25 protein-coding genes are annotated in these 25,781 nt (G+C 73.2%); 15 read left to right on the top strand and 10 right to left on the bottom strand.

Annotated features, from left to right (window positions below; genetic code table 11):
- Nucleotides 1–9: 9 nt before the first annotated feature.
- The 3 genes from ABUL08_RS19210 (at nt 10) to ABUL08_RS19200 (ending at nt 3,356) form a co-directional block, all read left to right on the top strand.
- Nucleotides 10–861: a hypothetical protein gene (locus ABUL08_RS19210; protein ID WP_350931306.1), complete on the top strand. Its 852-nt coding sequence runs from the start codon at nt 10–12 to the stop codon at nt 859–861.
- 517 nt (nt 862–1,378) lie between these two features.
- A complete protein-coding gene (locus tag ABUL08_RS19205) occupies nt 1,379–2,554 on the top strand; it encodes a geranylgeranyl reductase family protein (protein ID WP_350931305.1) in 1,176 nt (391 codons plus the stop codon).
- A gap of 31 nt (nt 2,555–2,585) precedes the next feature.
- On the top strand, nt 2,586–3,356 hold the full coding sequence (locus tag ABUL08_RS19200) for an isoprenyl transferase (protein WP_350931304.1): 771 nt from the start codon (nt 2,586–2,588) through the stop codon (nt 3,354–3,356).
- Nucleotides 3,357–3,368: 12 nt separating this feature from the next.
- Here the strand turns inward: ABUL08_RS19200 and otsB are convergent, their stop codons facing one another.
- The 3 genes from otsB to ABUL08_RS19185 all read right to left on the bottom strand — a co-directional run bounded on the left by otsB (nt 3,369) and on the right by ABUL08_RS19185 (nt 5,233).
- A complete protein-coding gene (gene otsB, locus ABUL08_RS19195) occupies nt 3,369–4,193 on the bottom strand; it encodes a trehalose-phosphatase (RefSeq protein WP_350931303.1) in 825 nt (274 codons plus the stop codon).
- A gap of 69 nt (nt 4,194–4,262) precedes the next feature.
- Nucleotides 4,263–4,616, bottom strand: coding sequence for a hypothetical protein (locus ABUL08_RS19190; RefSeq protein ID WP_350931301.1), 354 nt, complete (start codon nt 4,614–4,616; stop codon nt 4,263–4,265).
- A gap of 176 nt (nt 4,617–4,792) precedes the next feature.
- Complete coding sequence (locus tag ABUL08_RS19185) at nt 4,793–5,233, bottom strand: helix-turn-helix domain-containing protein (protein ID WP_350931300.1); 441 nt, start codon at nt 5,231–5,233, stop codon at nt 4,793–4,795.
- Between the two features lie 264 nt (nt 5,234–5,497).
- On the opposite strand from ABUL08_RS19185, the gene ABUL08_RS19180 reads away from it, so the two are divergent.
- From ABUL08_RS19180 to ABUL08_RS19155, 6 genes are all read left to right on the top strand, one after another.
- Nucleotides 5,498–5,842 (top strand): hypothetical protein, encoded by a 345-nt coding sequence (locus ABUL08_RS19180; RefSeq protein ID WP_350931299.1) that lies wholly within the window; start codon nt 5,498–5,500, stop codon nt 5,840–5,842.
- A 37-nt stretch (nt 5,843–5,879) separates the two neighbouring features.
- Nucleotides 5,880–6,308 (top strand): hypothetical protein, encoded by a 429-nt coding sequence (locus ABUL08_RS19175; protein ID WP_350931298.1) that lies wholly within the window; start codon nt 5,880–5,882, stop codon nt 6,306–6,308.
- A gap of 342 nt (nt 6,309–6,650) precedes the next feature.
- The gene (locus ABUL08_RS19170) at nt 6,651–8,066 is read left to right on the top strand and encodes a PhoH family protein (RefSeq protein WP_350931297.1); all 1,416 of its coding nucleotides are present in this window, start codon (nt 6,651–6,653) and stop codon (nt 8,064–8,066) included.
- 287 nt (nt 8,067–8,353) lie between these two features.
- Entirely contained in the window at nt 8,354–9,049 is a 696-nt protein-coding gene (locus ABUL08_RS19165) for an aggregation-promoting factor C-terminal-like domain-containing protein (RefSeq protein ID WP_350931296.1), read from the top strand.
- A gap of 116 nt (nt 9,050–9,165) precedes the next feature.
- On the top strand, nt 9,166–9,822 hold the full coding sequence (locus ABUL08_RS19160; RefSeq protein WP_350931294.1) for a rhomboid family intramembrane serine protease: 657 nt from the start codon (nt 9,166–9,168) through the stop codon (nt 9,820–9,822).
- Nucleotides 9,823–9,938: 116 nt separating this feature from the next.
- Nucleotides 9,939–10,907 carry an NAD(P)/FAD-dependent oxidoreductase gene (locus ABUL08_RS19155; protein ID WP_350931293.1) on the top strand — a complete coding sequence of 323 codons (969 nt, stop codon included), beginning with the start codon at nt 9,939–9,941 and terminating at the stop codon, nt 10,905–10,907.
- A gap of 33 nt (nt 10,908–10,940) precedes the next feature.
- Here the strand turns inward: ABUL08_RS19155 and ABUL08_RS19150 are convergent, their stop codons facing one another.
- Nucleotides 10,941–11,636 (bottom strand): TetR/AcrR family transcriptional regulator, encoded by a 696-nt coding sequence (locus ABUL08_RS19150; RefSeq protein WP_350931292.1) that lies wholly within the window; start codon nt 11,634–11,636, stop codon nt 10,941–10,943.
- Between the two features lie 144 nt (nt 11,637–11,780).
- On the opposite strand from ABUL08_RS19150, the gene ABUL08_RS19145 reads away from it, so the two are divergent.
- A complete protein-coding gene (locus tag ABUL08_RS19145; protein ID WP_350931291.1) occupies nt 11,781–12,716 on the top strand; it encodes an NAD-dependent epimerase/dehydratase family protein in 936 nt (311 codons plus the stop codon).
- A gap of 11 nt (nt 12,717–12,727) precedes the next feature.
- Here the strand turns inward: ABUL08_RS19145 and ABUL08_RS19140 are convergent, their stop codons facing one another.
- Both ABUL08_RS19140 and glpX read right to left on the bottom strand, forming a co-directional pair.
- Complete coding sequence (locus ABUL08_RS19140; protein WP_350931290.1) at nt 12,728–13,693, bottom strand: DMT family transporter; 966 nt, start codon at nt 13,691–13,693, stop codon at nt 12,728–12,730.
- Nucleotides 13,690–14,721, bottom strand: a complete 1,032-nt coding sequence (gene glpX, locus ABUL08_RS19135; RefSeq protein WP_350931289.1) for a class II fructose-bisphosphatase — start codon at nt 14,719–14,721, stop codon at nt 13,690–13,692. Before glpX ends, ABUL08_RS19140 begins: the two co-directional genes overlap by 4 nt.
- A gap of 313 nt (nt 14,722–15,034) precedes the next feature.
- On the opposite strand from glpX, the gene ABUL08_RS19130 reads away from it, so the two are divergent.
- On the top strand, nt 15,035–15,790 hold the full coding sequence (locus ABUL08_RS19130) for a DUF4245 domain-containing protein (RefSeq protein WP_350931287.1): 756 nt from the start codon (nt 15,035–15,037) through the stop codon (nt 15,788–15,790).
- 182 nt (nt 15,791–15,972) lie between these two features.
- A complete protein-coding gene (locus tag ABUL08_RS19125; protein WP_350931286.1) occupies nt 15,973–16,830 on the top strand; it encodes a hypothetical protein in 858 nt (285 codons plus the stop codon).
- Between the two features lie 67 nt (nt 16,831–16,897).
- Here the strand turns inward: ABUL08_RS19125 and ABUL08_RS19120 are convergent, their stop codons facing one another.
- Nucleotides 16,898–17,110, bottom strand: a complete 213-nt coding sequence (locus ABUL08_RS19120; RefSeq protein WP_350938713.1) for an exodeoxyribonuclease VII small subunit — start codon at nt 17,108–17,110, stop codon at nt 16,898–16,900.
- A 54-nt stretch (nt 17,111–17,164) separates the two neighbouring features.
- Nucleotides 17,165–18,388: an exodeoxyribonuclease VII large subunit gene (gene xseA / locus ABUL08_RS19115; RefSeq protein WP_350931285.1), complete on the bottom strand. Its 1,224-nt coding sequence runs from the start codon at nt 18,386–18,388 to the stop codon at nt 17,165–17,167.
- Between the two features lie 144 nt (nt 18,389–18,532).
- Here xseA and ABUL08_RS19110 point away from each other — a divergent pair, with 144 nt between their 5' ends.
- Nucleotides 18,533–19,522 (top strand): 4-hydroxy-3-methylbut-2-enyl diphosphate reductase, encoded by a 990-nt coding sequence (locus ABUL08_RS19110; protein WP_350931284.1) that lies wholly within the window; start codon nt 18,533–18,535, stop codon nt 19,520–19,522.
- A 35-nt stretch (nt 19,523–19,557) separates the two neighbouring features.
- Entirely contained in the window at nt 19,558–20,004 is a 447-nt protein-coding gene (locus tag ABUL08_RS19105) for a hypothetical protein (protein WP_350931283.1), read from the top strand.
- Between the two features lie 195 nt (nt 20,005–20,199).
- Here the strand turns inward: ABUL08_RS19105 and ABUL08_RS19100 are convergent, their stop codons facing one another.
- Entirely contained in the window at nt 20,200–23,502 is a 3,303-nt protein-coding gene (locus ABUL08_RS19100) for a S8 family serine peptidase (RefSeq protein ID WP_350931282.1), read from the bottom strand.
- A 148-nt stretch (nt 23,503–23,650) separates the two neighbouring features.
- Nucleotides 23,651–24,841, bottom strand: a complete 1,191-nt coding sequence (gene rmuC / locus ABUL08_RS19095) for a DNA recombination protein RmuC (RefSeq protein WP_350931281.1) — start codon at nt 24,839–24,841, stop codon at nt 23,651–23,653.
- A 55-nt stretch (nt 24,842–24,896) separates the two neighbouring features.
- Here rmuC and ABUL08_RS19090 point away from each other — a divergent pair, with 55 nt between their 5' ends.
- On the top strand, nt 24,897–25,766 hold the full coding sequence (locus ABUL08_RS19090) for a hypothetical protein (RefSeq protein ID WP_350931280.1): 870 nt from the start codon (nt 24,897–24,899) through the stop codon (nt 25,764–25,766).
- Nucleotides 25,767–25,781 lie beyond the last annotated feature (15 nt).

Raw genomic sequence — 25,781 nt, 5'->3', positions numbered from 1 at the left:
TCGCATGCCATGAGGACGGCCGCCGAGACCACCGAGGTCCGGCGGCCGTCCGCCGTCCGGGCCCTGACCACGCTGCTCGCCGTCACGGCGGCGGCCACCGTCGTGGTCGAGCTGCTCAACTACTGGTACGCCCCGGAGCAGGAGTTCGGTCTCGCCGTACGCACCGGCTGGGCGATGCTCCGGTCGCTGGGCTTCCTGGTGCTGATCGGGCACGTGAACCGCGGTCGTACCGTGGCGAAGCCGTTCGGGCTGATCCTCGCGGTGACCACCGTCTTCGCGGTCGGTCGGCTGGTCGTGCCCCGGGAAGGGGTGCCGGCGCTGCCCGGCCTGCTCGGGTTCGGGCTGCTCACCGCGCTCTGCGTCGCCGTGGTCACGCTGCTCTACCGCTCCGAGGCGGTCGGCGGGCATCTGGTCCGGCACCGCAAGTCACTGGTCGTCGAGGGCGGAACGATCTCCTGGCGGGAGGTCGCGCCGAAGCGTCCGCCGGTCACCGGCTGGCTGCTGACCAGCCGGGTCGCCGCGTTCACCTACAGCCCGCTGATGCTGGTGCCCGCCCTGATCGCCGGCGGTTCCATCCTGGACGGGCAGCTCAGCGCGGTGCCGGCAGTGCTCTTCTGGTTCGTCGCCGGCATCGCGGTCAGCTACCTGGTCCTCTTCTGCACCGCCTTTCTGATGCGTGGCCGCCCCTGGGCCCGCCGACTGCTGGTGATGATCACCCTCGGCGTGCTCGCCGTCGACCTCCCGCTCTGCTGGTGGCTCCTCGGCCTCGACGGCCTGATCCGCGACGGCGGCCCCCTCCTCACCGCCGCCCTCCTCGCCCTCTACGCCCTCCACCGCGCCACCCGCCCCGACCCCACCTGACCCCTCTTGCTCCTGCCCCCTTCCGCCCGGCCACCTGCCTACCCGCCCCCCGCGCCGCCCCGCCCCGCGCCCGCTCCACGGCCCCGCGCCCGCTCCACGGCCCCGCGCCCGCTCCACACCCCGCGCCCGCTCAACGGCCCGCGCTCACCTCGGCCCGCGCTCGGCTGGTTGATCAAGAGGTTTCGGTCACCCTGGCCCGAGTCTCTGACGCAAACTTCTTGATCGACCTGGTCAGGTCGGACCGGGGTCGGACCGGGGTCGGGGCGGAGCGGGTGGGGGCGGGTGGGGCCCGGAGACTGGTGCCCTTGTCGCGATATGCCTGAGAGTCATATTCATGCCTCTGAGGCATATCGCGGAAAGGGATGTAGAGGTGCCGGGCAACCGGGCTGGACGCTGACGGCCAGCACGGTGGAGCGGGCGCGGGTTGGGCGGCTGGGGGCCCTGTGGCGGCGCGTCCTTGGGCCGGTCGCGGTGGGTGTGGCGTGGGCGCTTCCTGTGGTGGGCGGGGGCGATGAGGATGGGGGTGCGGAGAGGTAGAGGAGGAGGCGGGGTGGGGGACGAGTTCGATGTGGTGGTGGTGGGGGCGGGGCCCGCGGGGGCGGCTGCCGCGTTGGGCGCCACCCGGGCGGGGGCGCGGGTGCTGCTGCTGGACCGGTCCGACTTCCCCCGGGACAAGGCGTGCGGGGACGGGATCGCCGCGCACGCGTTGGACGTCCTCGCCGAACTGGGGGTCACCGGGGCGGTCGACGGGTACGCGCCGCTGCCCGCCCTGCGGCTGGTCGCCCCCGGCGGCGGGGCGGTGGCCCGGGCGCTGCCCCGGCCCGCGTACACGGTGCCCCGGGAGGTGTTCGACGCCCGGCTCGTGGCGGCGGCGGTCGCGGCCGGGGCGGAGCTGCGCCGGCACACCGTACGCCGGGTGGAGCTGCGCGCCGACCGGGTGGTGCTGGACGGGAAGCTGTCCGGGCGGGCGGTGGTCGGGGCGGACGGGGCCGGTTCGGTGCTCCGCCGGGCGCTCGGCCACCCGGTGAACCCGGACCGCCACCTGGCGCTGGCCATCCGGGGCTACGCGCCCGCCCTGCCCGGCCCGCCGGAGCAGCTCATCGTCACCTCGGCGGCCCGCTGGCCGGCGTACGCCTGGTCCTTCCCGATCGGCGACGGTCGGGCGAACGTCGGGTACGGGGAGGTGCTGCGCGGTGAGCCGCTGACCCGGGCGCACCTGCTGGACCGGCTCGCCGCGCTGCTGCCGGTCACCGACCCCGCCACGGTGACCGGGCTGCGCGCCCACCACCTGCCGCTCTCCACCCACCGGCCGGCGCCGGGGCGGGACCGGGTGCTGCTGGCCGGCGACGCGCTCTCGTTGATCAACCCGTTCACCGGGGAGGGGATCTTCTACGCGCTGCGCTCCGGGGCCCTCGCGGGCGCGGCGGCGGCGACGTCCCCCGAGCGGGCCGCCCACCGGTACGCCGACGCGCTGCGCCGACGGCTCGGCACGCACCTGCGGCACAGCTCGGTCGCCGCCTGGCTGGCCCGGCACCGACGGGTGGTCGACGCGGCCGTCCGGGCTGCCCGGCGGGACGACCGGGTCTACCGGACGGTCGTGGAGCTGGGGTTGGGCGACGGACGGCTCGACGCGCGTACCCTTGCCATGATCGGCATCGGTCTCCCGGCCGGGGATCACCCACCGCGGCACTGATCTTCCATCCGGGTCGCTACCCTGCAAGGTGATGACTCTGCGGAACCTCCTCTACTCCGTCTACGAGCGCCGGCTGACGGCCAGGCTCGCGGGTAAGCCGGTGCCCCGGCACGTCGGTGTGATGTGCGACGGCAACCGCAGGTGGGCCCGGGAGATGGGCTTCGTCGACCCGAACGACGGCCACCGGATGGGCGCCGAGCGGATCAAGGAGCTGCTGCGCTGGTGCGACGCCGCCGGCGTGGGCCACGTGACGCTCTGGCTGCTCTCCACCGACAACCTGTCCCGGCCGGCGGCCGAGCTGGACCCGCTGCTCCAGATCATCGAGGACCTCACCACCGAGCTGGCCGAGGAGGGCAACCCCTGGCGGCTGCGGATGGTGGGCGCGCTGGACGTGTTGCCCGCGCAGCACGCCGCCGCGCTCAAGGCCGCCGAGGAGCGCACCCGCGACCGCAGCGGCGGCGCCCAGGTCAACATCGCGGTCGGGTACGGCGGCCGGCGCGAGATCGCCGACGCCGTCCGCTCACTGCTGCTGGAGCACGCGGCGAACGGCGGCACCGTCGAGGAGCTGGCCAACTCGATCGACGTCGACCACATCTCCGAGCACCTCTACACCAAGGGCCTGCCGGACCCGGATCTGATCATCCGGACCAGCGGCGAGCAGCGGCTGTCCGGCTTCATGCTCTGGCAGAGCGCGCACTCCGAGTTCTATTTCTGCGAACTCAACTGGCCGGACTTCCGCCGCGTCGACTTCCTCCGCGCCCTGCGCTCCTACGCCACTCGCCAGCGCCGCTTCGGCAGCTGACCCGGCCCCACCTCAGGTGAGGTGGGGGAGGGCCTCGGTGAGGAAGTCGCCGAGGGCGGCGGGGGAGTCGAGGGTGAGGTCGGCGGCGTCGGCCACCTCGTGACCCGTCTCCGGGTTCGCCACCGCCACGCAGACGCCGACGAAGTCCGGATCGGCGGCGGCGCGGGCGCGCAGCGCGGCGAAGGCCTTGATGTCGGAGACGTCGTCGCCGAAATACCAGGCACCCCCGGCGTCCCGGACGATCTCGCCGATGACCAGGCCCTTGTCCCGGTCGACCGGGGGCTTCAGCTCCAGCACCATCCGGCCGGCCTGGCAGCGCAGCCCGAGCTGCTCGGCCCGGACCCGGCCCCACTCCTGCACGATCTCGCCGAGCTGGGGCGCGGTGCGCCAGTGCAGGGCGACGGAGAGCCGCTTGAACTCGACCAGGGCGCCCGGCGGCAGCTCGGCCCGGGCCTGGTCGGCCAGCTCGGCCATGGTCGGCACCCACGGCAGGGCGGCCGGCTCGGTGACCGTCTCGCCGCCGGAGTGACTGTGCTCCAGGCCGTAGAGCCCGTAGAGGTCGACACCGGCGAGGCCACCGAGGTGGTCGCGGAGGAACTCCACCGGGCGCGCGGAGACGATGGCGATCCGGCGTACGACCGGGGCGAGCGCGGTCAGGGCGGCGAGCACCTTCGGCGCGGGCTGGACCGCGGTCGGGTCGTCGTCGACCGGCGCCAGTGTCCCGTCGAAGTCGAAGAAGAGCACGGTGTCGCCCGCCCGCTCGGCGGTCCGGCGCCACGCGTGTGCGGCGTCCAACGGGGTCTTCGGCTGCTGGTTGCCCAGATTCAACGGCGGCACGCGCGACAGCGTACCCCGCGCGGGGGCGCTCATTCGTGGCCGTGATGTGACGTTCGGCAAGCGGGAAGGTCAGCGTTCGGCGGCTCCCCGTCCGCGCCGTCCGAACGGCACGACCTCCGCCTCCTGGCCGTGGCTGAGCAGGTAGCCCTCCACGAACCCGGTGTTCCGGTCGCCGGTGTGCGCCTCGATCTCGTTGAGCCGCGCCACCAGGAACTCGGTGAGCGCGCTGACCCGGTCGTTGAGCCGGTCGTGCAACTCGGCGACGACGGCCAGGACGACCGCGGTGCCGGCGGTGGTGAGCGTGAAGAGATTGACGACCAGGGGAAGCTGACCGCCGTTGATGACGCCGACCACCACGTTGCCGGTCACGCACGATGTCACCGAGACCACCGCGACCACGACTGCCAACCATTTCAGGGTCATGGACAGACCCCTCCTTCTGTCCCGCAGGGCTGGGTTCGGCCTTGTCCCGTCCCCCCGCCGATGACGAGCCCAAGCAGTACGAGTGGACGCTAGCGTGCTCGTTTCCGCCCGGTGGGGAAACGATCGGGTCCGGCCGACCGTTCTTTCGCCATCTGAGCAAACCGCCGGGTCTGGGGTCAGCCGGCCTGTCTGTCTCGTTTTCCCACGTCAACCGGCATCGTGGGGCGGTAGGCGAGGTAGCGGATCGTCTCCCGGATGTGGAACTTCTCCGCGTCCGACACGTTCGGGTCGACCAGGCGGCGCAGCAGGGCCTCGACGTCGGGGTCCATCGGCGGCGGGGTCGGGTTGGCGGGCTGCGGGGCGGCCCGGTCCCAGCCGAGGGCGGCGAAGGCGGTGGTCGGGTTGAGCCCGAGCCCTTCGCAGAAGGCGACCACCCGCTCGACCTCCGGGTCGCTGGCCCAGTCGCCCCGGACCCACCGGTTGATGGTCTGGCGGGAGACGCCGGTGCGCCGGGAGACCTCGGTGCCGCTCCAGGCCCGCATGGCGCGGGCGTCGTCGAGGGCCCGGCGGACGAAGGTGGCGAAGGCGATCTTCCGGGCGTTGGTCGTCTCGGTCACCCCGTGACGGTACGACCAGTCGGCCGCGCCGGGGACGCCCGGCACGCTGCTGTCACGCGAACGTGACGGCTGGTTCGGATTTGTGTTCAACGATTCAGTGGTGCTCTTGAGGGGTGTCACCCGGGCAGAATAGATGACCGCCGGTACGGCGGTGTACGGACGAAAAGCTGATACTGTCACGCGCATGAGACAACTTACGGTGTGTCACGTGCATGAGACGACTAGTGCTCACATGCGTCACTCCGCGGGTGCCGAGGGGGTCTCGTGACCGAGCTCGCGACCCGCGCCCAGGCCTTCGGTCTGATCGCGGAGGGGGTGGCCGCCGGGCTGAGCGCCCCGTGGCGCCTCTATCTCGCCCGGGGCTGCCGCTACCTGTCCCTGAGCGTCGGGGACCGGGACGAGTGGGACGGCTGGCGTACCCACCTCGGCTGCCCCGAGCTGAGCGTCCGGGTCTACGACGCCGGCGGCGAGATCCGCCGGTCCTCGGTGGCCGAGGTCATTTTGGACGGCTGCCGGATCAGCGTGGAACTGGTCGAGGAGGTCAGCACCGCCGACCTGGAACGGCTGCTGCTCGCCGACCCCAGCTCGACCGAGCCGGAGGAGCGATGACCCGGCCCCGCACCGGTACGCCGACGGGAGCCGCCGGATGAGCCCGTTCCTCGCCGTCGTCCTCGTCCTCGTGCTCGGCTCCACCAGCTATGCGGCGGGCCGGTTGCACGGCCAGCTCAGCTATCGGATCGGCTACCGCTTCGGCTACCGCCAGGGCTACTTCGACGGGGACCGGGGCGCCTGGCACCGGCGACGCCGGGACGCCCAGGCGGCCATCGCCTCCGCCCTGAGCCGCCCGGTCTCCGTCCCTCCGGCCGCCACGCCGGTCAGCGGGGCGACGACGTCGGGGGCCGTGCCGCTCGTCGGTCGGGCCACCGCCGGCGTGCTGGCCAGCGGTGGCGCGGGCGCTTCGTTCGGCACGGTCGCCACCCGACAGGGCACCACCTACACCGGATCCTCCTTCGCCGCGGCCGGTACGGCCACCGGGCCGCATTCCACCGGGATGCTGCTCCGCCGGCAGGGCTGAGATCCGCCTCGACACGGTGCGTCGTCCGCGGCGGACACGCACCGTCGGGCCAGGTCAGACCGGTGACCTGGCCCCGCCGGCCGGGATGCGCGCAGGGGGCATGCATCCCGGCCGGTTCCGCCGCGTGCCGGCCCGCCCCCGATGGGAGGGGATCCGGCGGCGACCACTAGCCGAGGCGCGTCCGCGCGGCTAGCGTCTAGTCATGGCACGGGGTTCTCCCGGGCCAGCCGGCCAGCCCGGACCTGCGACCTCGCGCACGGGGCCCGCATCCGACCCCGTGTCCACCGGGCACCGGACGAGGCGGAACACGGGTGGCCGGGTGCCCATCCGCGGAGCAGGCCTGTGACGACTCGCCGTACCCCCGCCGGTGCCGACCAGACCCCGGCCGCGACTGCCACGACCCGCCGGGCCACCCGGAGCCGCCGTGCGCCGGCCGCGCCGCCGGCCGGCGCAGAGGAGCCCCGACCAGCCGGCCAGGCCTTCGTCCTGGACACCTCGGTCCTTCTCTCCGATCCTGCGGCGTTCCACCGCTTCGCCGAGCACGAGGTGGTGCTGCCGCTGGTGGTGATCTCCGAGCTGGAGGGGAAGCGCCACCACCCCGAGCTGGGCTGGTTCGCCCGGCAGTCGCTGCGCATGCTGGACGAGTTGCGCGTCGCGCACGGCCGGCTCGACCGGCCGGTGCCCGCGAACGACCAGGGCGGGACGCTCCGGGTCGAGCTCAACCACACCGACGACGGGGTGCTGCCGCCCGGCTTCCGGAACGAGTCGAACGACGCCCGGATCCTCTCGGTGGCGCTCAACCTGGCCGCCGAGGGGCGTGACGTCACCCTGGTCAGCAAGGACATGCCGCTGCGGGTGAAGGCCGCCTCGGTGGGGCTGCGGGCCGACGAGTACCGGCACGGCCAGGCCAGCGACCCGACCTGGACGGGCATGGCGGAGCTGGAGCTGACCGAGGAGCAGATCGGGCAGCTCTATGCGGGCGAGACGCTCGACCTGGACGAGGCGGCCGGGCTGCCCTGCCACACCGGGCTGGTGCTGCACTCCGGCCGGGGCTCGGCGCTCGGCCGGGTGCTGCCCGACAAGACCGTCCGGCTGGTCCGTGGCGACCGGGAGGCGTTCGGCGTGCACGGCCGCTCGGCGGAGCAGCGGGTGGCCCTCGACCTGCTGCTGGACGAGTCGATCGGCATCGTCTCGCTCGGTGGCCGGGCCGGCACCGGCAAGTCCGCCCTCGCGCTCTGCGCGGGGTTGGAGGCGGTGATGGAGCGGCGCCGGCACAAGAAGGTGATCGTGTTCCGTCCGCTCTACGCCGTCGGCGGCCAGGAGCTGGGCTACCTGCCCGGCTCGGAGTCGGAGAAGATGTCGCCCTGGGCCCAGGCGGTCTTCGACACGCTCGGCGCGGTGGTGCACGAGAACGTGCTGGAGGAGGTCACCTCGCGGGGGATCCTCGAGGTGCTGCCGCTGACCCACATCCGTGGCCGGAGCCTGCACGACGCCTTCGTGATCGTCGACGAGGCCCAGTCCCTGGAGCGCGGCGTGCTGCTGACCGTGCTGTCCCGGATCGGCCAGGGGTCGCGGGTGGTGCTCACCCACGACGTCGCCCAGCGGGACAACCTGCGGGTGGGACGGCACGACGGGGTGACCGCGGTCATCGAGGCGCTGAAGGGGCATCCGCTCTTCGCGCACGTCACCCTCAGCCGTTCGGAGCGTTCTCCGATCGCCGCGATGGTCACGGATCTGTTGGAGGATGTTCCGCTCTGAGCCGTGTCGGCCGTCCGATCTGCGCCATTTTCTGCACCTTCTGAAAGTGGCGCAGATCACATTTGTCCTCCTTGGTTTCCCAACCGTCTCACTGTGCGCGATGGTGTCCAACGAGCGCCCACGCCCCGGAAAGATCGTCGAGCATCATTCGTCACGCCCGTGACGGAGCCCGACGGACATCGGAGGCGTCGGCTGCGACCCGCGAGGTCGGGGCGCTCACGGCGGGGCAGCAGGCCATCGAGGGCCGGCCGTCGCCGTGTCATTGCCCCCGACGAAGGGACCACTTCGTGAGTCGGCTGTGGAGCCGGTTCGGCGCCCGTACGGCTGCTGTCGCACTGCTCTCCGTGGGCGTCGCCGGTGGCTTCTATCTGGGCGAAGACCGACAGACCCAGCAACAGGGCCTGACCGCGCAGGTCGGCCTCGAGGTCGACCAGGCGGAGTACGCGTACCAGCGCGACCGGCAGGCCGACCACCGGATCGCCTCCGCCAAGCAGCGGGCCGCCGAGTACCAGGCCCGGCTGCGGGCCGCCGCGGCGGCGCAGGAGGCGGCCGAGCGGGCCCGGGAGGCCGAGGCCGCGGCGGCGTCGCGGAAGAAGGAGCGGACCGCGGCGGAGGCGAAGGCCAAGGCCGAGGCGACCGCCAAGCCGTACGCCGGCCCGATCCCGGCCTCCTGCTCGGAGTACAGCGGCAACCGGGCGATCGGCTGCGCGTTGATGCTCCAGGAGGGCTTCGGCATCGACCAGTTCCCGTGCCTGGACAAGCTCTGGACCCGGGAGAGCGGCTGGAACCACAAGGCGTACAACGCCGGCTCCGGCGCGTACGGGATTCCGCAGGCGCTCCCCGGCAGCAAGATGGGCTCGGTCGCCGACGACTGGAAGACCAACCCGGCCACCCAGATCAAGTGGGGCCTCGGCTACATCGAGGGCCGGTACGACGACCCGTGCGGCGCCTGGGCGCACTCGGAGAGCAGCGGCTGGTACTGATCCGACGTCGACGACGGCGGGGCGTGCGGTGACTCGCACACCCCGCCGTCGTCGTGTTCCGGCGTGGCGGGCCCCTCCGGTGGCGGTCCGGGGCGATTGCTGGTAGCTCTTGGTGCGTGAGCTGGCGAGGCCCCGCGGGCGGCGATCCCCACCGGTTCGGCACCGAGGCGTTCTACGCCTCGCTCGGCCGGGCCTTCGTCGCCATGTGCGCGGTGGTGCCGGTGCTCTTCCTCATCGAGGCGCTCGACGTCGGGCTGCACGCCAATCTGGACGTCGCCGCCGGGATCATCCCGCACCGCATCCAGGGGCTGGACGGCGTCTTCTTCTCGCCGTTCCTGCACGCCAACTTCAACCACCTCTACAGCAACAGCGTGCCGCTGATCCTGCTCGGCACCTTCGTGCTCGCCGCCGGCACCCGCCGGTTCCTCTGGTCGACCCTGGTGATCATCCTGGTCAGCGGGCTCGGGGTCTGGTTCACCGGCTCGCCGAACTCGGTCGTGGTGGGTGCCAGCGGGGTCATCTTCGGCTATCTCGGCATCCTGCTCACCCGCGGCATCGTCGAGCGGAGCTGGTGGAACTTCGCGGTGGTCCTGCTGGTCGGCCTGCTCTACGGGTGGCAGCTGCTCGGCATCCTCCCGACCGACGAGCGGATCTCCTGGCAGGGGCACCTGTTCGGGCTGCTCGGCGGGATCGTCGCGGCGGTCCTGTTCCGTCGCCGTCGCGCCGAGCTGCACCCGCCGCTGCCCTCGGAGCCACCGCTCACCCTCCCCTGACCGGCCGACGCCACCGCCGGGACACGGTCCTGGGACGTGCTTGCCCGGGGGTGCCCGTCCACCTACCGTCGGCAGCAGCACGCGTTGATCCGTGAGGCGAAAGTGACGGTACGCCGATGCGCGAGGTCGATGTCGCCGTGATCGGGGCCGGCCCGACCGGGCTCTTCGCCGCGTACTACGCCGGGTTCCGGGGGCTCTCCGTCGCGGTCGTCGACGCGCTGCCGGAGCCGGGTGGCCAGGTGACCGCGCTCTATCCGGAGAAGCTGATCCTCGACGTCGCCGGCTTTCCCGCGATCAAGGGGCGGGACCTGGTGGCGAACCTGGTCGCGCAGGCCGCGCCCTTCCGCCCGGACTATCTGCTCGGCGTCCGGGCCGAGAAGCTCTCCCACCCCGACGGGCGGCCGGTGCTCGGTCTCGCCGGCGGCGAGCAGCTGCGCTGCGGGGCGGTGATCGTCACGGGCGGGCTGGGCAGCTTCACCCCCCGGCCGTTGCCGGTGGCGGAGAGCTTCGTCGGGTCGGGGATCGTCTATTTCGTGCCGCAGCCGACCGAGCTGGCCGGCCGGGACGTGCTCATCGTCGGTGGGGGCGACTCGGCCTTCGACTGGGCGGTGACGCTCCAGCCCCTCGCGCGGTCGGTGACCCTGGTCCACCGCCGGGAGAAGTTCCGCGCCCACGCCGCGACCGTCGCCCGGGCACTGGGCCTGCCGATCCGCGTGATCGTGAACGCCGAGGTCACCCGGCTCTTCGGCGAGGAGCGGGTGACCGGTGCGGAGATCACCGCACGCGGCGCGGCGCCGGAGGAGCTGCCGGTGGACACCGTGGTGGCCGCGCTCGGCTTCACCGCCGACCTGGGCCCGCTCGCCGAGTGGGGGCTGCGGCTGGACCGCCGGCACATCGTGGTGGACAGCGCGATGGCCACCAACCTGCCCCGGGTCTTCGCCGCCGGTGACATCACCGAATATCCGGGCAAGGTGCGGCTGATCGCCACCGGCTTCGGCGAGGCCGCGACGGCGGTGAACAACGCGGCGGTGGCGATCGACCCGGCCGCGCACCTCTTCCCCGGGCACTCCTCCGACGGCACCTGACGGCGGCCGGGGTCAGGCGTCCCGGAAGGCCGCTCAGGCGTCCCGGGGGAGGCCGATCAGGTCGGCCATCAGGCCGGTCTGGTGGTCGAAGTACTCGTCGCGGTGCGGGACGGCCCGGTTCAGCCGGCCGAACAGCTCGAAGCTGATCAGCCCGAAGAGCTGGGTCCAGCCGGCCATGCCCCGGGCCAGCAGCGACTCGGCCAGGCCGGGGAAGAGGCCGTCGGCGATCTCGGCCAGGTCGGCGCGGACCGGCTCGGGCAGTTCCTCGTCGGGCGGGGTGAGCCGGCCGGTGGCGAGGCCGTCGCGGAGGATGCCGATCAGCACCTCCGGGGGGCGTTGGGCCGGCGCGACGGTGTCGTCGGGGGCGGCGTAGCCGGGGACCGGGCTGCCGTAGATCAGGGCGTACTCCGCCGGGTGGTCGAGCGCCCAGCGCCGGGCCGCGCCGCACACCGCGTGCCAGCGTCCGCGCAGGTCGGCGCGGTCGACACCGGTGTCGGCCGTCTCCACCGCGTCACCCAACGCCGCGTACGCCTCGAGGATCAGCGCGGTGAGCAGGTCATCCCGGCTGGGGAAGTAGCGGTAGATGGCCGAGGAGACCATGCCCATGTCCCGGGCGACCGCCCGCAGGGAGAGGTTGGCGCCGTCGGTGGCCAGGTGGCGGCGGGCGACGGCCTTGATCTCGTCCATCATTCCGGCGCGGACGCGGGCGCGGATCGTGTGGGCGACCATGCCCCCACTCTGCCACGGATGAGAGCAGCCATCAAAACCGAGAGCAGTGCTCTTGACGGGAGGGCTGTCGGCACGCCATGCTGGTGTCGCCGTCGAGAGAGCAGTGCTCTCCGATCGGATCCCTGCTTCGAAAGGTGACCCCTGATGTCGCTGCACGTGATCGTCGGCGCCGGCCCCGTCGGCACCGCCACCGCCCGCCTGCTCGCCGACCGGGGCGACCGGGTCCGGGTGGTCACCCGGCGCGGCACCGGCCTCGCCCACCCCGGCGTCGAGCGGGTCGCCGCCGACGCCGCGGACGCCGACCGGCTCGCCACGCTGACCGAGGGCGCGGCGGCGCTGTACAACTGCGCGAACCCGGCGTACCACCGCTGGCCGACCGACTGGCCGCCGCTCGCCGCCGCGCTGCTCACCGCCGCCGAGCGGACCGGCGCCGTGCTCGCCACCGTCGGCAACCTCTACGGGTACGGCCCGGTCGACGGCCCGATGACCGAGGCCACCCCGCTCGCCTCCACCGGCACCAAGGGGCAGGTGCGCAACCGGATGTGGACCGACGCGCTGGCCGCCCACCGGGCCGGTCGGGCCCGGGTCACCGAGGTGCGCGGCTCCGACTACCTCGGCACCGGGGCCAACTCGCTGACCAGCATGATCATCCCCCGGGTGCTCGCCGGGCGGCGGGCGGTCGTACCGGTCGACCTGGCCGCGCCGCACAGCTTCACGTACGTGCCGGACGTCGCCCGTACCCTCGTCACGGCCGCCACGGACGAGCGGGCCTGGGGACGGGCCTGGCACGTGCCCAGCGCGCCGGCCGTCTCCGTGCGGGAGCTGGCGGCGCGGACGGCGGCCCTGGCCGGCGCGCCCGCGCCGAAGCTGAGCCGGCTGCCCTACGCCGCGGTCTGGCTCGCCGGGCTGGTCAACCCGATGGCGCGCGAACTGCGGGAGACCGCCTACCAGTTCGACCGGCCCTTCCTGCTGGACTCGACCGCCTTCACCGCCACCTTCGGCGTCGCGCCCACCCCGCTCGACGACGCCCTGACCGAGGTGATCGCCGGCCTGCGGACGCCGGTCGCGGCCGGACGCTGACCGGGCCGCTGCTACCGACGGGAGCCGAGGGCGGCGACGAGCACCGCGACCATGGTCAGCGCCGCCCCGGCCAGGGTCGCCGGACCGGGGTGGGAGGCCGCCGTCGGCAGCACCAGATCCAGCAGCACGGCACCGACGACCTGACCGGCGATGGTGGCCAGGCCGAGCAGCAACACCCCGGTGAAACGGACGATGGCGGCGGCCAGCGCGATGAAGGCGATGCCGATGGGACCGCCCAGATAGAGCCACGGTTCGGACGGGAACGCGCCGGCCGGGCGGCCACGCACCGCCAAATCGACCGCGAAGGTGACCAGCAGCGCCAGGGTGCCGACGGCGAAGTTGACCAGCGTGGCGGTGAGCGCGCTACCGGCGGCCCCCCGGACCCGCCCGTTCACCGCCTGCTGCCAGGCGATGCCCACCCCCGCCAGCAACGGCAGCACGGCCAGCGCCAGGGCACCCGGGTCACCGAGCCGGTCACCGACCGCCAGCAGCACCGCCAGCACGGTCAGCACCGCGCCGGTCAGCCGGGCCGGGGTGACCGGCTGCCGACCCAGCGGGCCCACGCCGGCCCGGTCGACGAGCAGGCTGCTGCCGGACTGCCCGGCCACCACCGCCACCGTGAAGACGGCCACGCCCAGCGTGCCGATGGTCAGCCCCTGGGTGGCCACCAGGAAGGCGCCGCACACCCCGCCCAGGCACTGCCACGGGCGCAGCGACCCCGCGCGCAGGGCGGTCCGCAGCGTGGCCAGCCCCCGCCGGCCACCCGGGGTGGCGGGCACCAGCACCAGTAGCACCAGCAGGCCCAGCCCGAACGAGACCACCGCGGCGGCGATCCCGTCGGCCAGTCGTACGCCCAGTTCGCCGTTGATCCGGGACTGCACGGCCACCGCGACCCCGGAGGCGGTGGCCAGCCCGACGCCGGCGATCCGCCGCGAGGTCGACAGCGTGGGGGGAGCCGTCGTCCCGGTCGCGGTCACTCCTGCTCGGCCAGGGGACGGCCGTCGAAGTCGACCGCCGAATAGAGCGCCAGCTTCTCCAACCGGTGGTACGAGTCGATCACCCGGATCGTGCCGCTCTTGGAGCGCATCACGATCGACTGGGTGTACGCCCCACCGGCCCGGTACCGCACCCCGCGCAGCAGGTCGCCGGAGGTCACCCCGGTCGCCACGAAGAAGCAGTTGTCCCCGGTGACCAGGTCGTCGGTGAGCAGCACCCGGTCCAGGTCGTGCCCGGCGGCGAGCGCCTTCTCCCGCTCCTGCGCGTCCCGCGGCCAAAGCTTGGCCTGCATCGCCCCGCCCATGCACTTGAGCGCGCACGCGGAGATGATCCCCTCGGGCGTGCCGCCGATGCCCATCAGCACGTCGACGTCGGACTCACCCCGGGCGGCGGCGATCGAGCCGGCGATGTCGCCGTCGGAGATGAACCGGATGCCCGCCCCCGTACGCCGGACCTCCTTGACCAGGTCGTCGTGGCGGGACCGGTCCAGCACGCAGACGGTGACCTCCGAGACGTCGGTCCCCTTCACCTTGGCGATCCGCCGGATGTTCTCGGTCACGCCCGCGTTGATGTCGACCACGTCGGCGTACATCGGGCCGACGGCGAGCTTCTCCATGTAGAAGACCGCGCTCGGGTCGAACATCGCGCCCCGCTCGGAGACCGCGAGCACCGCGAGGGCGTTCGGCATGCCCTTGCTCATCAGGGTCGTGCCGTCGACCGGGTCCACCGCCACGTCCACCTCGGGACCGGTGCCGTCACCGACCTCCTCCCCGTTGAAGAGCATCGGGGCGTTGTCCTTCTCGCCCTCGCCGATCACCACGACGCCCCGCATCGGGATCGAGTTGATCAGCTTGCGCATGGCGTCGACGGCTGCCCCGTCGCCGCCCTCCTTGTCGCCCCGGCCGACCCACCGGCCGGCGGCCATCGCCGCGGCCTCGGTGACCCGGACCAGATCGAGGGCAAGGTTGCGGTCGAGATCCTGGGGGATCCGCGTCCTGGTGTTCGTCATGACGGCTTCCTCCTCGCGACGTTGCGGGGTGGACCGGCAGGATGCGGCCGTCGCCGCTGCCGGTTTGTCGCTGATCCTCACACGGTGGCCAACGTAACGCCGGGGCGGGTCGCGCCGGACCCGCTTCCGCTCAACCGGCACAACGGCACCTGACCTGGCCGATCGGCAGCCGGCCGGGGCGCGGCGCGGACGGGCTGTGAGAAAGTTCGCTCGCCGTGGTCGCGGCGCTGCGCCGGGCCGGCCGTTCGCCGTGGCGGGCGGCTCGGCGACGGTGGCCGGGGGACACCGATCCGGCGGCTGCGAGAATGGGCGGGTGGAACCCGCACAGCCAGCCGACCGCGTACCCGCGGACGCGACCCCGCCGGACGGCCAGCCGCCGGTCCCGCCGACCGCCGGGCCGGACCCCGGCGAACCGGCCCTGGTCGAGCCGACCCCCGCGCGCCTCGCCGACGCCGGGGACCCGGCGCTCGTCGAACCCGTCGACGGCCCGGCCCGGGGTGGGGCCAGCACCCACCCGGCCGTCTCCGGCGACCAGCCCGCGCCGCCCGCCCGGCGGGAGAAGGGGCGCGCCGAGCGGTCACCCAAGGACATGGCGCTGTCGCTGCTGGTCCTGCTGGTCCCGATCGCGCTGCTGCTCGCCTTCTACCGGGGCTTCCTCGGCGGTGACGAACCCACCACCGTCGACCCGGCGCCGGCGGTCGCCGAGGCCCGGTCGGCCAACGCCTTCCCGGTCAGCCAGCCCGACGGCCTCGGCTCCGACTGGCGCACCGTCAGCGCCCGCTACCAGACCGCCGACGGCGGCGCGACGCTGCGGATCGGCTACGTGACGCCCGAGGGGCGCGGTGCCCAGCTCGTGCAGAGCAACGTGCCCGCCGACCGGCTGCTGAAGACCGAGCTGAGCGGCGGGCAGCCGCAGGGCCCGGCCGCCCTGCCCGGGGGGAGCTGGCAGCGGTACACCGCCCGCGGCAACGAGCAGGCCCTCGTGCTCCTCGAACCGAACCGCACGGTGATCGTGATCGGCGACGCGGGGGAGGCCGAGCTGCGTCGGCTCGCCGGCTCACTGCGCTGAGCGGTCGGACACCGGACCGGACAGGGATTGCCGAAGACCGCTTCAGGGAACAGAAGGCGTACGACCTCGTCCGCCGGACACCTCGATCGGGCGGGTCGTGCGCCGGAGCCGGCGTCAGGGCTGCGGCGCGACGCCTCCGGCGCCTTCCGTGGGCCGGACGACCACCTGGAGAGGTTCACGTGATGATTCGACGCTTCAGCGCGGCGGCCTTCGCCGCAGCGTTGCTCACTCCCGGTCTGGCCGCCTGCAACAGCACCGGCACCGGCACCGGCGCGGCGGGGACGACCTCCGCGTCCCCGGCCGTCTCCGGCAGCATCGCCCCGAGCGGCGCGACCCCCGGCGCCGGTGACCCCGCCGCCAAGCAGGCCCTGCTCGACTCGACGAACGAGATCAAGAACGGCAACTTCCGGTTCACCATGTCCGGCGTGGGGTCCAGCGCCGAGGGGCAGGTGCACGAGCCCAGTCAGAGCGCCGAGATGAAGATGACCATCGGCGACCAGTCCTCGGACCTGATGCTGAAGCTGGACGTGATCCACTTCAAGCCGGACAGCTGGGTGAAGCTGGAGGTGGGCGGCAAGACGGCCAGCAGCGTGCCGGCGATTCAGAAGATCAACACCGGCAAGTACCAGCACCTCGACCAGACCCGGATCAAGGGCAACCGGGCGCTCGGCTTCGACTTCGACACCTTCGACCCGTCCGGCAGCGCGGTCATCACCCAGGGCATCACCGAGGTCCGGAAGACCGGCGACGGCACGTACGCCGGCACCGTCGACGTGTCGAAGGCGGCCCAGGCCGGCTCCGTCGACCCCACCCTGATCACCGCCCTCGGGGCGCAGGCCCAGACGGTCCCGTTCACCGCCAAGGTGGACCCGCAGGGCCGGCTGAGCGAGCTGGTGCTCCAGGTCCCGGCCGCCGGCCAGAACGCGGCCCAGGAGATCAAGATGACGTACTCCGACTACGGCGCCGCCACCGCGGCCCAGAAGCCCCCGGCCGACCAGGTCGTCGAGGCGCCGCCGGAGCTCTACAACCTGTTCAACTGAGGCGGTACGCGCAGACGCGGGGCGGCTCCGGCCGCCCCGCCCGCGTTCCCGCCGCTGCCCGCGGCGGTCACTCCTCGGCGCGCTGGCGGGCGGCGTCGATCCGGGCCCGGGCGCCGTCGAGCCAACGCTGGCAGATCGCCGCCAGCTGCTCGCCGCGCTCCCAGAGCGCCAGCGACTCCTCCAGCGACGTGCCGCCGGCCTCCAGCCGCTCCACCACCGAGGCCAGCTCGGCGCGGGCCTGCTCGTAGCTGAGCCGTTCGTCCTTCTTCTCGTCAGTCATCGCTGCCATCCCACCACACTCCTGCGACGTCGCCCGCCCGCCCTCACCGGCCGGTCAGCCGTCGACGGTGGCGGAGAGCTCACCCTCGGCGAGGCGTACCCGCAGCGGGTCGCCGCCGGTGACCTCGGACGCCGCGCGGACCACGTGACCGTCGGCGCGCTGGACGATCGCGTAGCCCCGGTCGAGGGTGGCGGCGGGGGAGAGGGCCCGCAGCCGGGCCAGCGTGTGCCGCAGGTCGTCGGCCGCGGCGCCGAGCCGGTGGTCGAGGCAGCGGCCGGCCCGGTCGCGCAGCGCGGTCACCTCCGCGGCCCGCTGGTCGACCATCACCTGCGGGCGGGCCAGCACCGGCCGGGAGCGGAGCAGGTCGAGACGGTGCGACTCCCGGTCGACCAGGTTGCGGACGGCCCGCTCCAGCCGGGACCGGGCCTGACCGATCAGGCGGACCTCCTCGGTGAGGTCGGGGACGATCCGCTTCGCCGCGTCGGTCGGGGTGGAGGCGCGTACGTCGGCGACGTAGTCGACCAGCGGCGCGTCCGTCTCGTGACCGATCGCGCTGACCACCGGCGTACGACAGGCGAAGACCGTCCGGCAGAGCGCCTCGTCGGAGAAGGGCAGCAGGTCCTCGATGCTCCCGCCGCCCCGGGCCAGGACGATCACGTCGATGGTCGGGTCCGCGTCGAGCACCTTCAGCGCGTCGACGATCTGCGGTACGGCGCTCGGCCCCTGCACCGCGACGTTGACCGTCCGGAACTCCACCGCCGGCCAGCGTCGCCGGGCGTTGGTCAGCACGTCCCGCTCGGCGGCCGAGGCGCGGCCGGTGATCAGCCCGACCCGGCCCGGCAGGAAGGGTGGGCGACGCTTGCGGGACCGGTCGAAGAGTCCCTCGGCGGCGAGCAGCTTCTTGAGCTTCTCCAACCGGGCGAGCAGCTCACCGAGGCCGACCTGGCGGATCTCGTCGGCGCGCAGGCTCAGCGTGCCCCGGGCCGCATAGAACTCGGGCTTGGCGTGCAGCACCACGCGGGCACCCTCGCGCAGCTCCGGCGCGCCGGCGTCGAGCACGTCCCGGTTGGTGGTGACGGTGAGGCTCAGGTCGGCCGACGGGTCGCGCAGGGTGAGGAAGACGGTGCTGGCACCGGGCCGCCGGCTGATCTGCGCCACCTGCCCGTCGACCCACACCCAGCCCAGCCGCGCGATCCAGGCCCCCACCTTCTGGCTGACCACCCGCACCGGCCACGGCTCTTCCGACGTGCTCCGCCCGCCCTGCCCCGCCTCACTCACCCGCCCACCCTACGGCCCACCCCCGGCGACCCCCGTGACCATGAGGTCGGCGGCGGTGTCGATCTCGGGAACCGCCGCCGACCCCATGATCACCGAGGTCGGCGCTCGGGAGTGGGGGAAGAGGGGGGACGTAGGATGGGGTGCGTGACTGAGGCTCAGGCGACTCCCCGGACCGGCAAGCGCGTGCTCCTGGCCAAGCCCCGCGGCTACTGCGCGGGCGTGGACCGGGCGGTGCAGACCGTCGAGGAGGCGTTGAAGCTCTACGGTGCCCCGATCTACGTCCGCAAGCAGATCGTGCACAACAAGCACGTCGTGCAGACCCTGGAGGCCAAGGGCGCGATCTTCGTGGAGGAGAACGAGGAGGTGCCCGAGGGCGCCACCGTCATCTTCTCCGCGCACGGCGTCGCCCCCGAGGTCTACGAGCAGGCCAGGGAGCGCTCGCTCCGGGCGATCGACGCCACCTGTCCGCTGGTCACCAAGGTGCACCAGGAGGCCAAGCGGTTCGCCGCCGAGGACTACGACATCCTGCTGATCGGCCACGAGGGGCACGAGGAGGTCATCGGCACCGCCGGTGAGGCCCCCGCGCACATCCAGCTGGTCGACGGGCCCGACGGCGTCGACAAGGTCACCGTGCGCGACCCGAACAAGGTCGTCTGGCTCTCCCAGACCACCCTGTCGGTCGACGAGACGCTGGAGACGGTGGCCCGGCTCAAGACGCGGCTGCCGCTGCTCCAGTCGCCGCCCAGCGATGACATCTGCTATGCCACCTCCAACCGGCAGCACGTGGTCAAGGAGATCGCCCCGGAGTGCGACGTGGTGATCGTCGTCGGCTCCCGGAACTCCTCCAACTCGGTCCGGCTGGTCGAGGTGGCCCTCGACGCGGGGGCCCGCGCCGGGCACCTGGTCGACTTCGCCCACGAGATCCAGGACGAGTGGCTGACCGGCGCTGACACGGTGGGCGTCACCTCCGGCGCCAGCGTCCCCGACGAGCTGGTCCAGGACGTGCTCGCCCACCTCGCCGAGCGGGGCTTCACCGGCGTCGAGGAGATCACCACCGCCAACGAGCGGCTCACCTTCTCGCTGCCGCAGGAACTCAAGCGGGACATGAAGGCCGCCGCGTCCGCGCGCGGCTGAGGAACCGCACCCCGATCGGGTACGTCCAACCCGTCATGAAGACTCCTCGGACGGCGCTCGCCGCCCTGGTCGTGTGCGCGGCGCTGAGCGCCTGCGGCGGCCAGGGTGACGGCCCCGCCAGCCCCGGTACGACGGGAGCCGCCCCGGTGACCAGCTCCGCCAGCCCCGAGCCCAGCGCCAGCCCGAGCGCACCCGGCACCCCGAGCGCCCCGGGTGCGCCGGCCCCCTCGGCGCCGATCGTGCCGTCGAAGGGCGGTCCCTCGAAGCCGCCCGGCCCCGGTGGCACCACGCTCACCGGCACCGTCCAGGGCGGCGTCGAGCCCAACTGCCTGCTGCTCGACGGCAACCTGCTGATCGGCGGCCCCCGCGACCTGCTCAAGCCCGGCGCCAAGGTCACCGTCACCGGCCGTCCCCAGCCGGACATGATGACCACCTGCCAGCAGGGCACCCCCTTCGTCGTCGAATCCGCCCACCCCGCCTGACCCCCCTCCCACCCCGCCCCTCCAGTCGGTTGATCATGAGGTTTGCGTCACGCAGGTAGGCGTGTCGCGACCAGAACTTCATGATCAACCAGGCGAGGTGGGCGAGTGGGGCGGGGTCAGGGGGAGAGAGGGTGGGAAAGGGGGAGCCCCGCCCCCACTGGGTGGGGGCGGGGCTCCGGGTGGTGGTGGGTCAGCTCAGTTGACCGCGCCGATCGCGACGGAGCCGCGGCCGACGACCGCGCCCTCGACGGTGGTGACGGCCAGGTCGCCGTAGAGCTCCCGGCCGGCGGCCGGCGCCGACAGGGCGGTCACCGTACCGGTGAGGGTGGCGGTGGCACCGTTGGCCAGGGCCAGCGGGGTGGCCGGCGCGGAGAGCGAGCCCAGCGCCGCCGCCGAGAACGAGTCCCGGTAGTCGTACGCGGTGCTGGTGCCCGGACCGTTGACGGCGTAGCCGTCGATCCGCACCCGGTAGGTGCCGGCGGCCGGGTTCTTCAGGGTGACCGCCTCCTCCGAGTCGCCGTCGGCCGAACGCCCGACCTCGGTGGTGCCGAGGAAGACGAACAGGTCCAGGTCGGCGCCCAGGTCGGCGGTGTTACCGATCCGCGCGGTGAACGAGGTCGCCCCCGCCGGAACGTCCACCAGGTATTCCTGGCTCGCGCCCTCGGCGATGGTCGGCCGCTCGGTGCGCACGCTGGCCAGCGGGCCGCCGACGCCGGTCACCTGGACCGGGCCGAAGGTGTTGGTCAGGCCCCAGCTCACCTCGCTGGGCGTACCGGCGGTCACCGACGGCAGCTCGACCACGGCCGGCTCGACCGTGACGCCCTGCACCCGCGCCTGGAGCTGGAACGGGTTGTCCAGCGTCGGCGAGGTCCGGCGGGACTCGACCTCGATCTCCCAGACACCCGGGATCGGGTTCTGGTAGTCCCGCTCCTGCGGCTTGCAGACGGCGGCGTCGGAGAAGTTGGTGTAGCAGCCGGTGCTCGCGGTGCTCTCCACCGGGACGCCGTACGGGTTGAAGGCGATGAACCGGGTCTGCGAACCGGTGGCGATCCCCGACAGGTTCACCTGGAGCGCGCCCGCGCCCTGCGGCACGGTGACGAAGTACGAGGTGAAGCTGTTCCGGTCGACCGAGCCCTCGGCGGAGAAGGCGAAGTCCGGGGCGGTGACCGGGTTGGAGGCGACCACGACGGTGGCGACCTCGAAGTCGACCGTCGAGGTGGCCGGGTCGTCGACGGTCATGATCGCGCCGTGCGCGCCGGTGGTCAGCGGCTTGGCCTTGACCTTGACGGTGACGGTCTTGTTCAGCGGCAGCCAGACGACGGCCGGGGCGCTGTAGGTGCCGTCGTTGCCCCGGAAGGCCACGTTGTGCGCGATGCCCTTGTTCGGGCCGCTGGTACGGGTCAGCTTGACCTCGTAGTAGCGGCTCTCCTTGACCTTCTGTCCACCCCGGTCGGCGGCGCAGCGGTTGTAGATGCCGGTGCCCACGTTCGGGTTCGGCTCGAAGGCACCCGAGGCCGGGTTGTACTTCGTCAGGTTCTGCGACAGCTCGGTGCAGACCGGCGCCTCGGAGGTGTAGGTCCGGGTCTGCACGCCCGCGTCCAGCAGGTTCCACGCGCCGTTCACGTCGAACATGCCGTAGCCCTGGGCATACGTCGGAACGCCCGCGATCGGCTTCGCGGCGGTGTAGATGGCCCGGCGCAGCGCGGCCGGGGTGACGGCCTGGCCCTTGGCCTTGCCGGCCGAGAGCAGCAGCGCGGCGGCACCGGTGGCCTGCGGGGAGGCCATCGAGGTGCCGTTCAGCATCTGGTAGCCCGGAGGCAGCGGGTAGCCGGCCTCGGCGACCGGGCCGCCCGGCTGCCAGGTCGGCGCGGTGGAGATCGCCGAGCCGGGGGCGGTGATGCTCGGCTTGAAGCCGCCGTCCTCACGCGGGCCGCGCGAGGAGAAGTTGAACAGGGCGTTGTCCTTGCGGACCACCGAGCCGTAGTTGGCCAGCCAGGTGTCCTTGCTGACGCTCGCGGCGACGCTGACCACGTCGGTGGCGACGGAGGGGTCGCCGACGGTGTTCAGGCCCGGGCCGGAGTTGCCGGCGGAGATGAACATCTGCACGCCGTACGTGTTGATCAGCGTGTTGTAGAGGTTGGCGCGGGCGTTCGCACCGTCGTTCAGCGCCGGGAGGCCACCGATCGACATGTTGACCACGTCGACCTTGCGGTTGACCACCAGGTCGACCATGCCGGTGGTGAGCGCCGCGGCGGTGCAGCCGCCACCCCAGGAGCAGGCCCGGGCGGAGACCAGCTTGGCGCCGGGGGCCGCGCCGTTGAAGGCGCTGTTGCCGAGCATGCCGTTGGCGGCGGTGATGCCGGCGACGTGCGTGCCGTGGGTCGCCTCGATGATGCCGATGTTCACGTAGTCGACCAGGCCGGGGCCGCCGACCGGGGTGGTGTCGACCTTCTCGCGGTATTCCACGACGAACGGCATCTGCTCGCGCACCGCCGTGTCGGGGTTGTCCGTGCCGAAGTGGCCGACCTGGAACTTCTCCTTGTACGGCCGCATCACCGCGTCGTCGGTGAAGTCGCGGTTCTGGTTCACGTCGACCCTGATGTCGTGCGTCACCGGGTCGTAGAGGATGCCCCAGGAGTCAGTGGTGTCGCCGTCGCGGTTGACGTCACCGGCCGGGTCGCTGCCGGCGGTGATCGACTCGCGGAAGGTGTTGAACCGGTAGGTGCCGGCCGGCGCGGTCCAGGTGGTCGTACCGACCGTGAAGGACGGGCCGGTGACCTGGGTGATCATCGCGCGCCAGGTGGCGTCCTCGAGCGGGTCGGTGGCGGTGACCCAGTCGACGATCTTGCGCTCACCGGTGGTGGTGGTCTGCAGCGCCGGCTGGTCCAGGTCGATGCCCGAGTCCATGATGCCGATGGTGACGCCGCGGCCGTCCCACTCCGGGTGGGCGGCCTTGAAGGACTCCGCGCCCGTCTCGTTGGTCGGCATGTACGGGTTGACCGCACCGGTGTCCGTACCCGGACCGGCCAGGGTCTCGCCCTGCTCGGCGGTCTTCGCGCCGGCCGGCGCGGCCTCCGGGGCCGGGTCGGGGAGCTTGATCGTCTCGTCGAGGTCGACCGCCGAGACGCCGGGCAGCATGGCGGCCTTGAGGACCTTGGCCGTGGGGACCTTGGCCAGCAGGTAGCCGACCTGGTCGTAGCGCTGGCTGACCGAGGCGCCGAGGCCCTTGAGCCCGTCCGCGACCTTCTTGGCCGAACCCTTCCGGGCGGCGATGATCAGCGTGACGGTCGGGGCGTGCTTGGCCTCCGCCTCGTCGAGGAGCTTGGCGTCGTGCGCGCCCAGCGCCTCGACGGCGGTCGGCTGTGAGGCGTCGGGGGTGGTGGCGGGGGCTGCGCTCGCGGTGGCGGCGCCTCCCCCGACGGTCATGGCGCCGGCCGCCAGGACCGAGGCGAAGAGCGCGGCAGAGGTACGCCGGCTCCGGTTGCGGGGTTGACTCACGTTCTCTTCCTCCAGAGAACAGGGCCCTTCAGAAACAGGGCACGCGTGAGCGTGATCCTGTCGTGGTGTCCGAACTGGTGTCACTACTCCGGAGTAGGTTGTGACCGGTCCGTGACACCGATCGGCCTTCATCGTCACGTCGGTCGTGTTAAACGTCGATGTTCGCTGGCCGTTCGGCCGATGTGGACGGGCTGCTCAGGCCGCCTTCCAGCAGCTCCGGGGCCTGCGGCTGGCGGGGTGCCAGCTCGACCTGCGCCGGGGTGACCAGCTCCTGGTCGGAGACGCCCAGCTCGGCCAGCTTGCGGGCGCTCACCAGCACCCGCGCCTCCAGCGACCCGACCGCCCGGTTGTACGCCGTGACCGCACCGCCGAGCGACGAGCCGAGCTTGCCGACGTGTTCGCCCAACGTGGAGAGTCGGCCGTACAGCTCGCGGGCCAGGGAGTGGACCGCCACCGCGTTGCGGGCCAGCACCTCCTGCCGCCACGAGTAGGCCACCGTGCGCAGCAGCGCCACCAGCGTGGCCGGCGTCGCCAGCACCACGTTGCGGGCGAACGCGTGCTCCAGCAGCGTCGGGTCGCGCTGCAACGCCACGTCGAGGAACGGGTCGGCCGGCACGAAGAGCACCACGAACTCGGGTGTCGAGTCGAACGCCGCCCAGTAGGACTTGGCGGCCAGGGCGTCCACATGCGCCCGCAGGTGCCGGGCGTGCGCGTCCAGGTGGGTGTCGCGGCCCCGCTCGTCGCGCGCCTCCATCGCCGTCAGGTAGGCGTCGAAGGGCGCCTTGGCGTCGACCACCACCGTCCGGCCGCCGTGCAGCCGGACCACCAGGTCGGGGCGTACCCCCTGGTGGTCGGTCGCGGCGGTGACCTGCTCGCTGAAGTCGCAGTGCTCCAGCATGCCGGCGGCCTCGACGATCCGGCGGAGCTGGTGCTCACCCCACCGGCCGCGCACCTGCGGCGCGCGCAGCGCGGCCACCAGCTGCTTGGTCTCGGTGCGCAGCTCGCCGGAGACCGCGCCCATCGCCCGCACCTGCTCGCGCAGCTCGGCGTACGCGTCGACCCGGTCGTGCTCCAGCTCGGCCACCCGCGCCTCGTAGCGGCGCAGCGTGTCGTGCAGCGGCGCCACCGCCCGGGCGACCGCCTCCTGCGACTGCGCGGTCGCCTCGTAGCTCAGCGCCCGCATCGACTGCTCCAGCCGCCCCTCGCCCGCCCGGGTGGCCTCCAGGGTCGCCTCCAGCCGGGCGATGTCGGCCGCCGCGCGGGACCGGGCGGCCAGCCAGCCGACCGCGCCGCCCGCGGCGAGGCAGAGCACCACCACGGCCAGCGTCGAGAAGCTCATGGCAGAGAGCTTGCCAAACGGGTACGACGAGCGCCCGCTGGGTACGTTCGAGGTCATGGAAGGTGCCCTGTGGGTGATCCTGGTGCTGATGCTCGGAGGTGCGTTCGTGTTCTGGCGGTGGGGGAGCAGGTCCCGGCGGGCGACCGAGCTGGCCGACGCGCGCGCCGAGGCGCAGCGGTGGTACGAGCGGCTGGGCGGGCAGTTGATGAACCTGCACGGCGACGCCCCGGCGGTACGCCAGGCGCTGGCCGACGCGGGTGAGCGGTACAACGCGGCCGGCTCCCAGCTGGAGCAGGCGCGGACCCCGCACCAGCTCGCGCTGGCCCGGGAGACGGCGCTGGAGGGGCTGGCGTACATCCGGGCGGCCCGGACCGCGATGGGTATCGACCCCGGTCCCGAGCTGCCGCCGCTGGCCGCCGCCCGGGGTTCGGGCCAGCTCACCCGGGAGCGTGAGGTCAACGTGCAGGGGCAGACCTTCCGGGCCGGCCCGCAGCCGGGCCAGGGGACGCCCTACTACTACCCGGGCGGGCGCTACCAGGGTCGGTCGGTGCCGGCCGGCTGGTACTCGACGCCGTGGTGGAAGACGGCGCTGGGCACCGGCGCGGGCGTGCTCGGCGGCATGCTGATCGCCGACGCGCTCTTCTCGCCGGCCTTCGCCGACCCGGGCTACGGCTACGACGAGGGCTACCAGGAGGGCTTCCAGGACGGCGCCGACTACGGCGACAACAACGACGGCGGCGGCGACTACGGCGACCAGGGTGGCGGGGACCAGTTCGCCGGCGACCAGGGCGGCGGCGACTACGCCGGCGACTTCTCCGGCGGCGGCGACTACGCCAGCGGCGGGGGCGACTTCGGCGGTTTCGGCGGTGGCGACTTCGGTGGCGGGGACTTCGGCGGTGGGGACTTCGGCGGCGGCGACTGGTGACGCGCCGCCCGCGCG

Source organism: Micromonospora sp. CCTCC AA 2012012, assembly GCF_040499845.1.
GTDB classification, from domain to species: domain Bacteria; phylum Actinomycetota; class Actinomycetes; order Mycobacteriales; family Micromonosporaceae; genus Micromonospora; species Micromonospora mangrovi.
The sequence above is the reverse complement of the archived record's forward strand: the minus strand, read 5'-3'. Positions and strand labels throughout refer to the sequence as shown.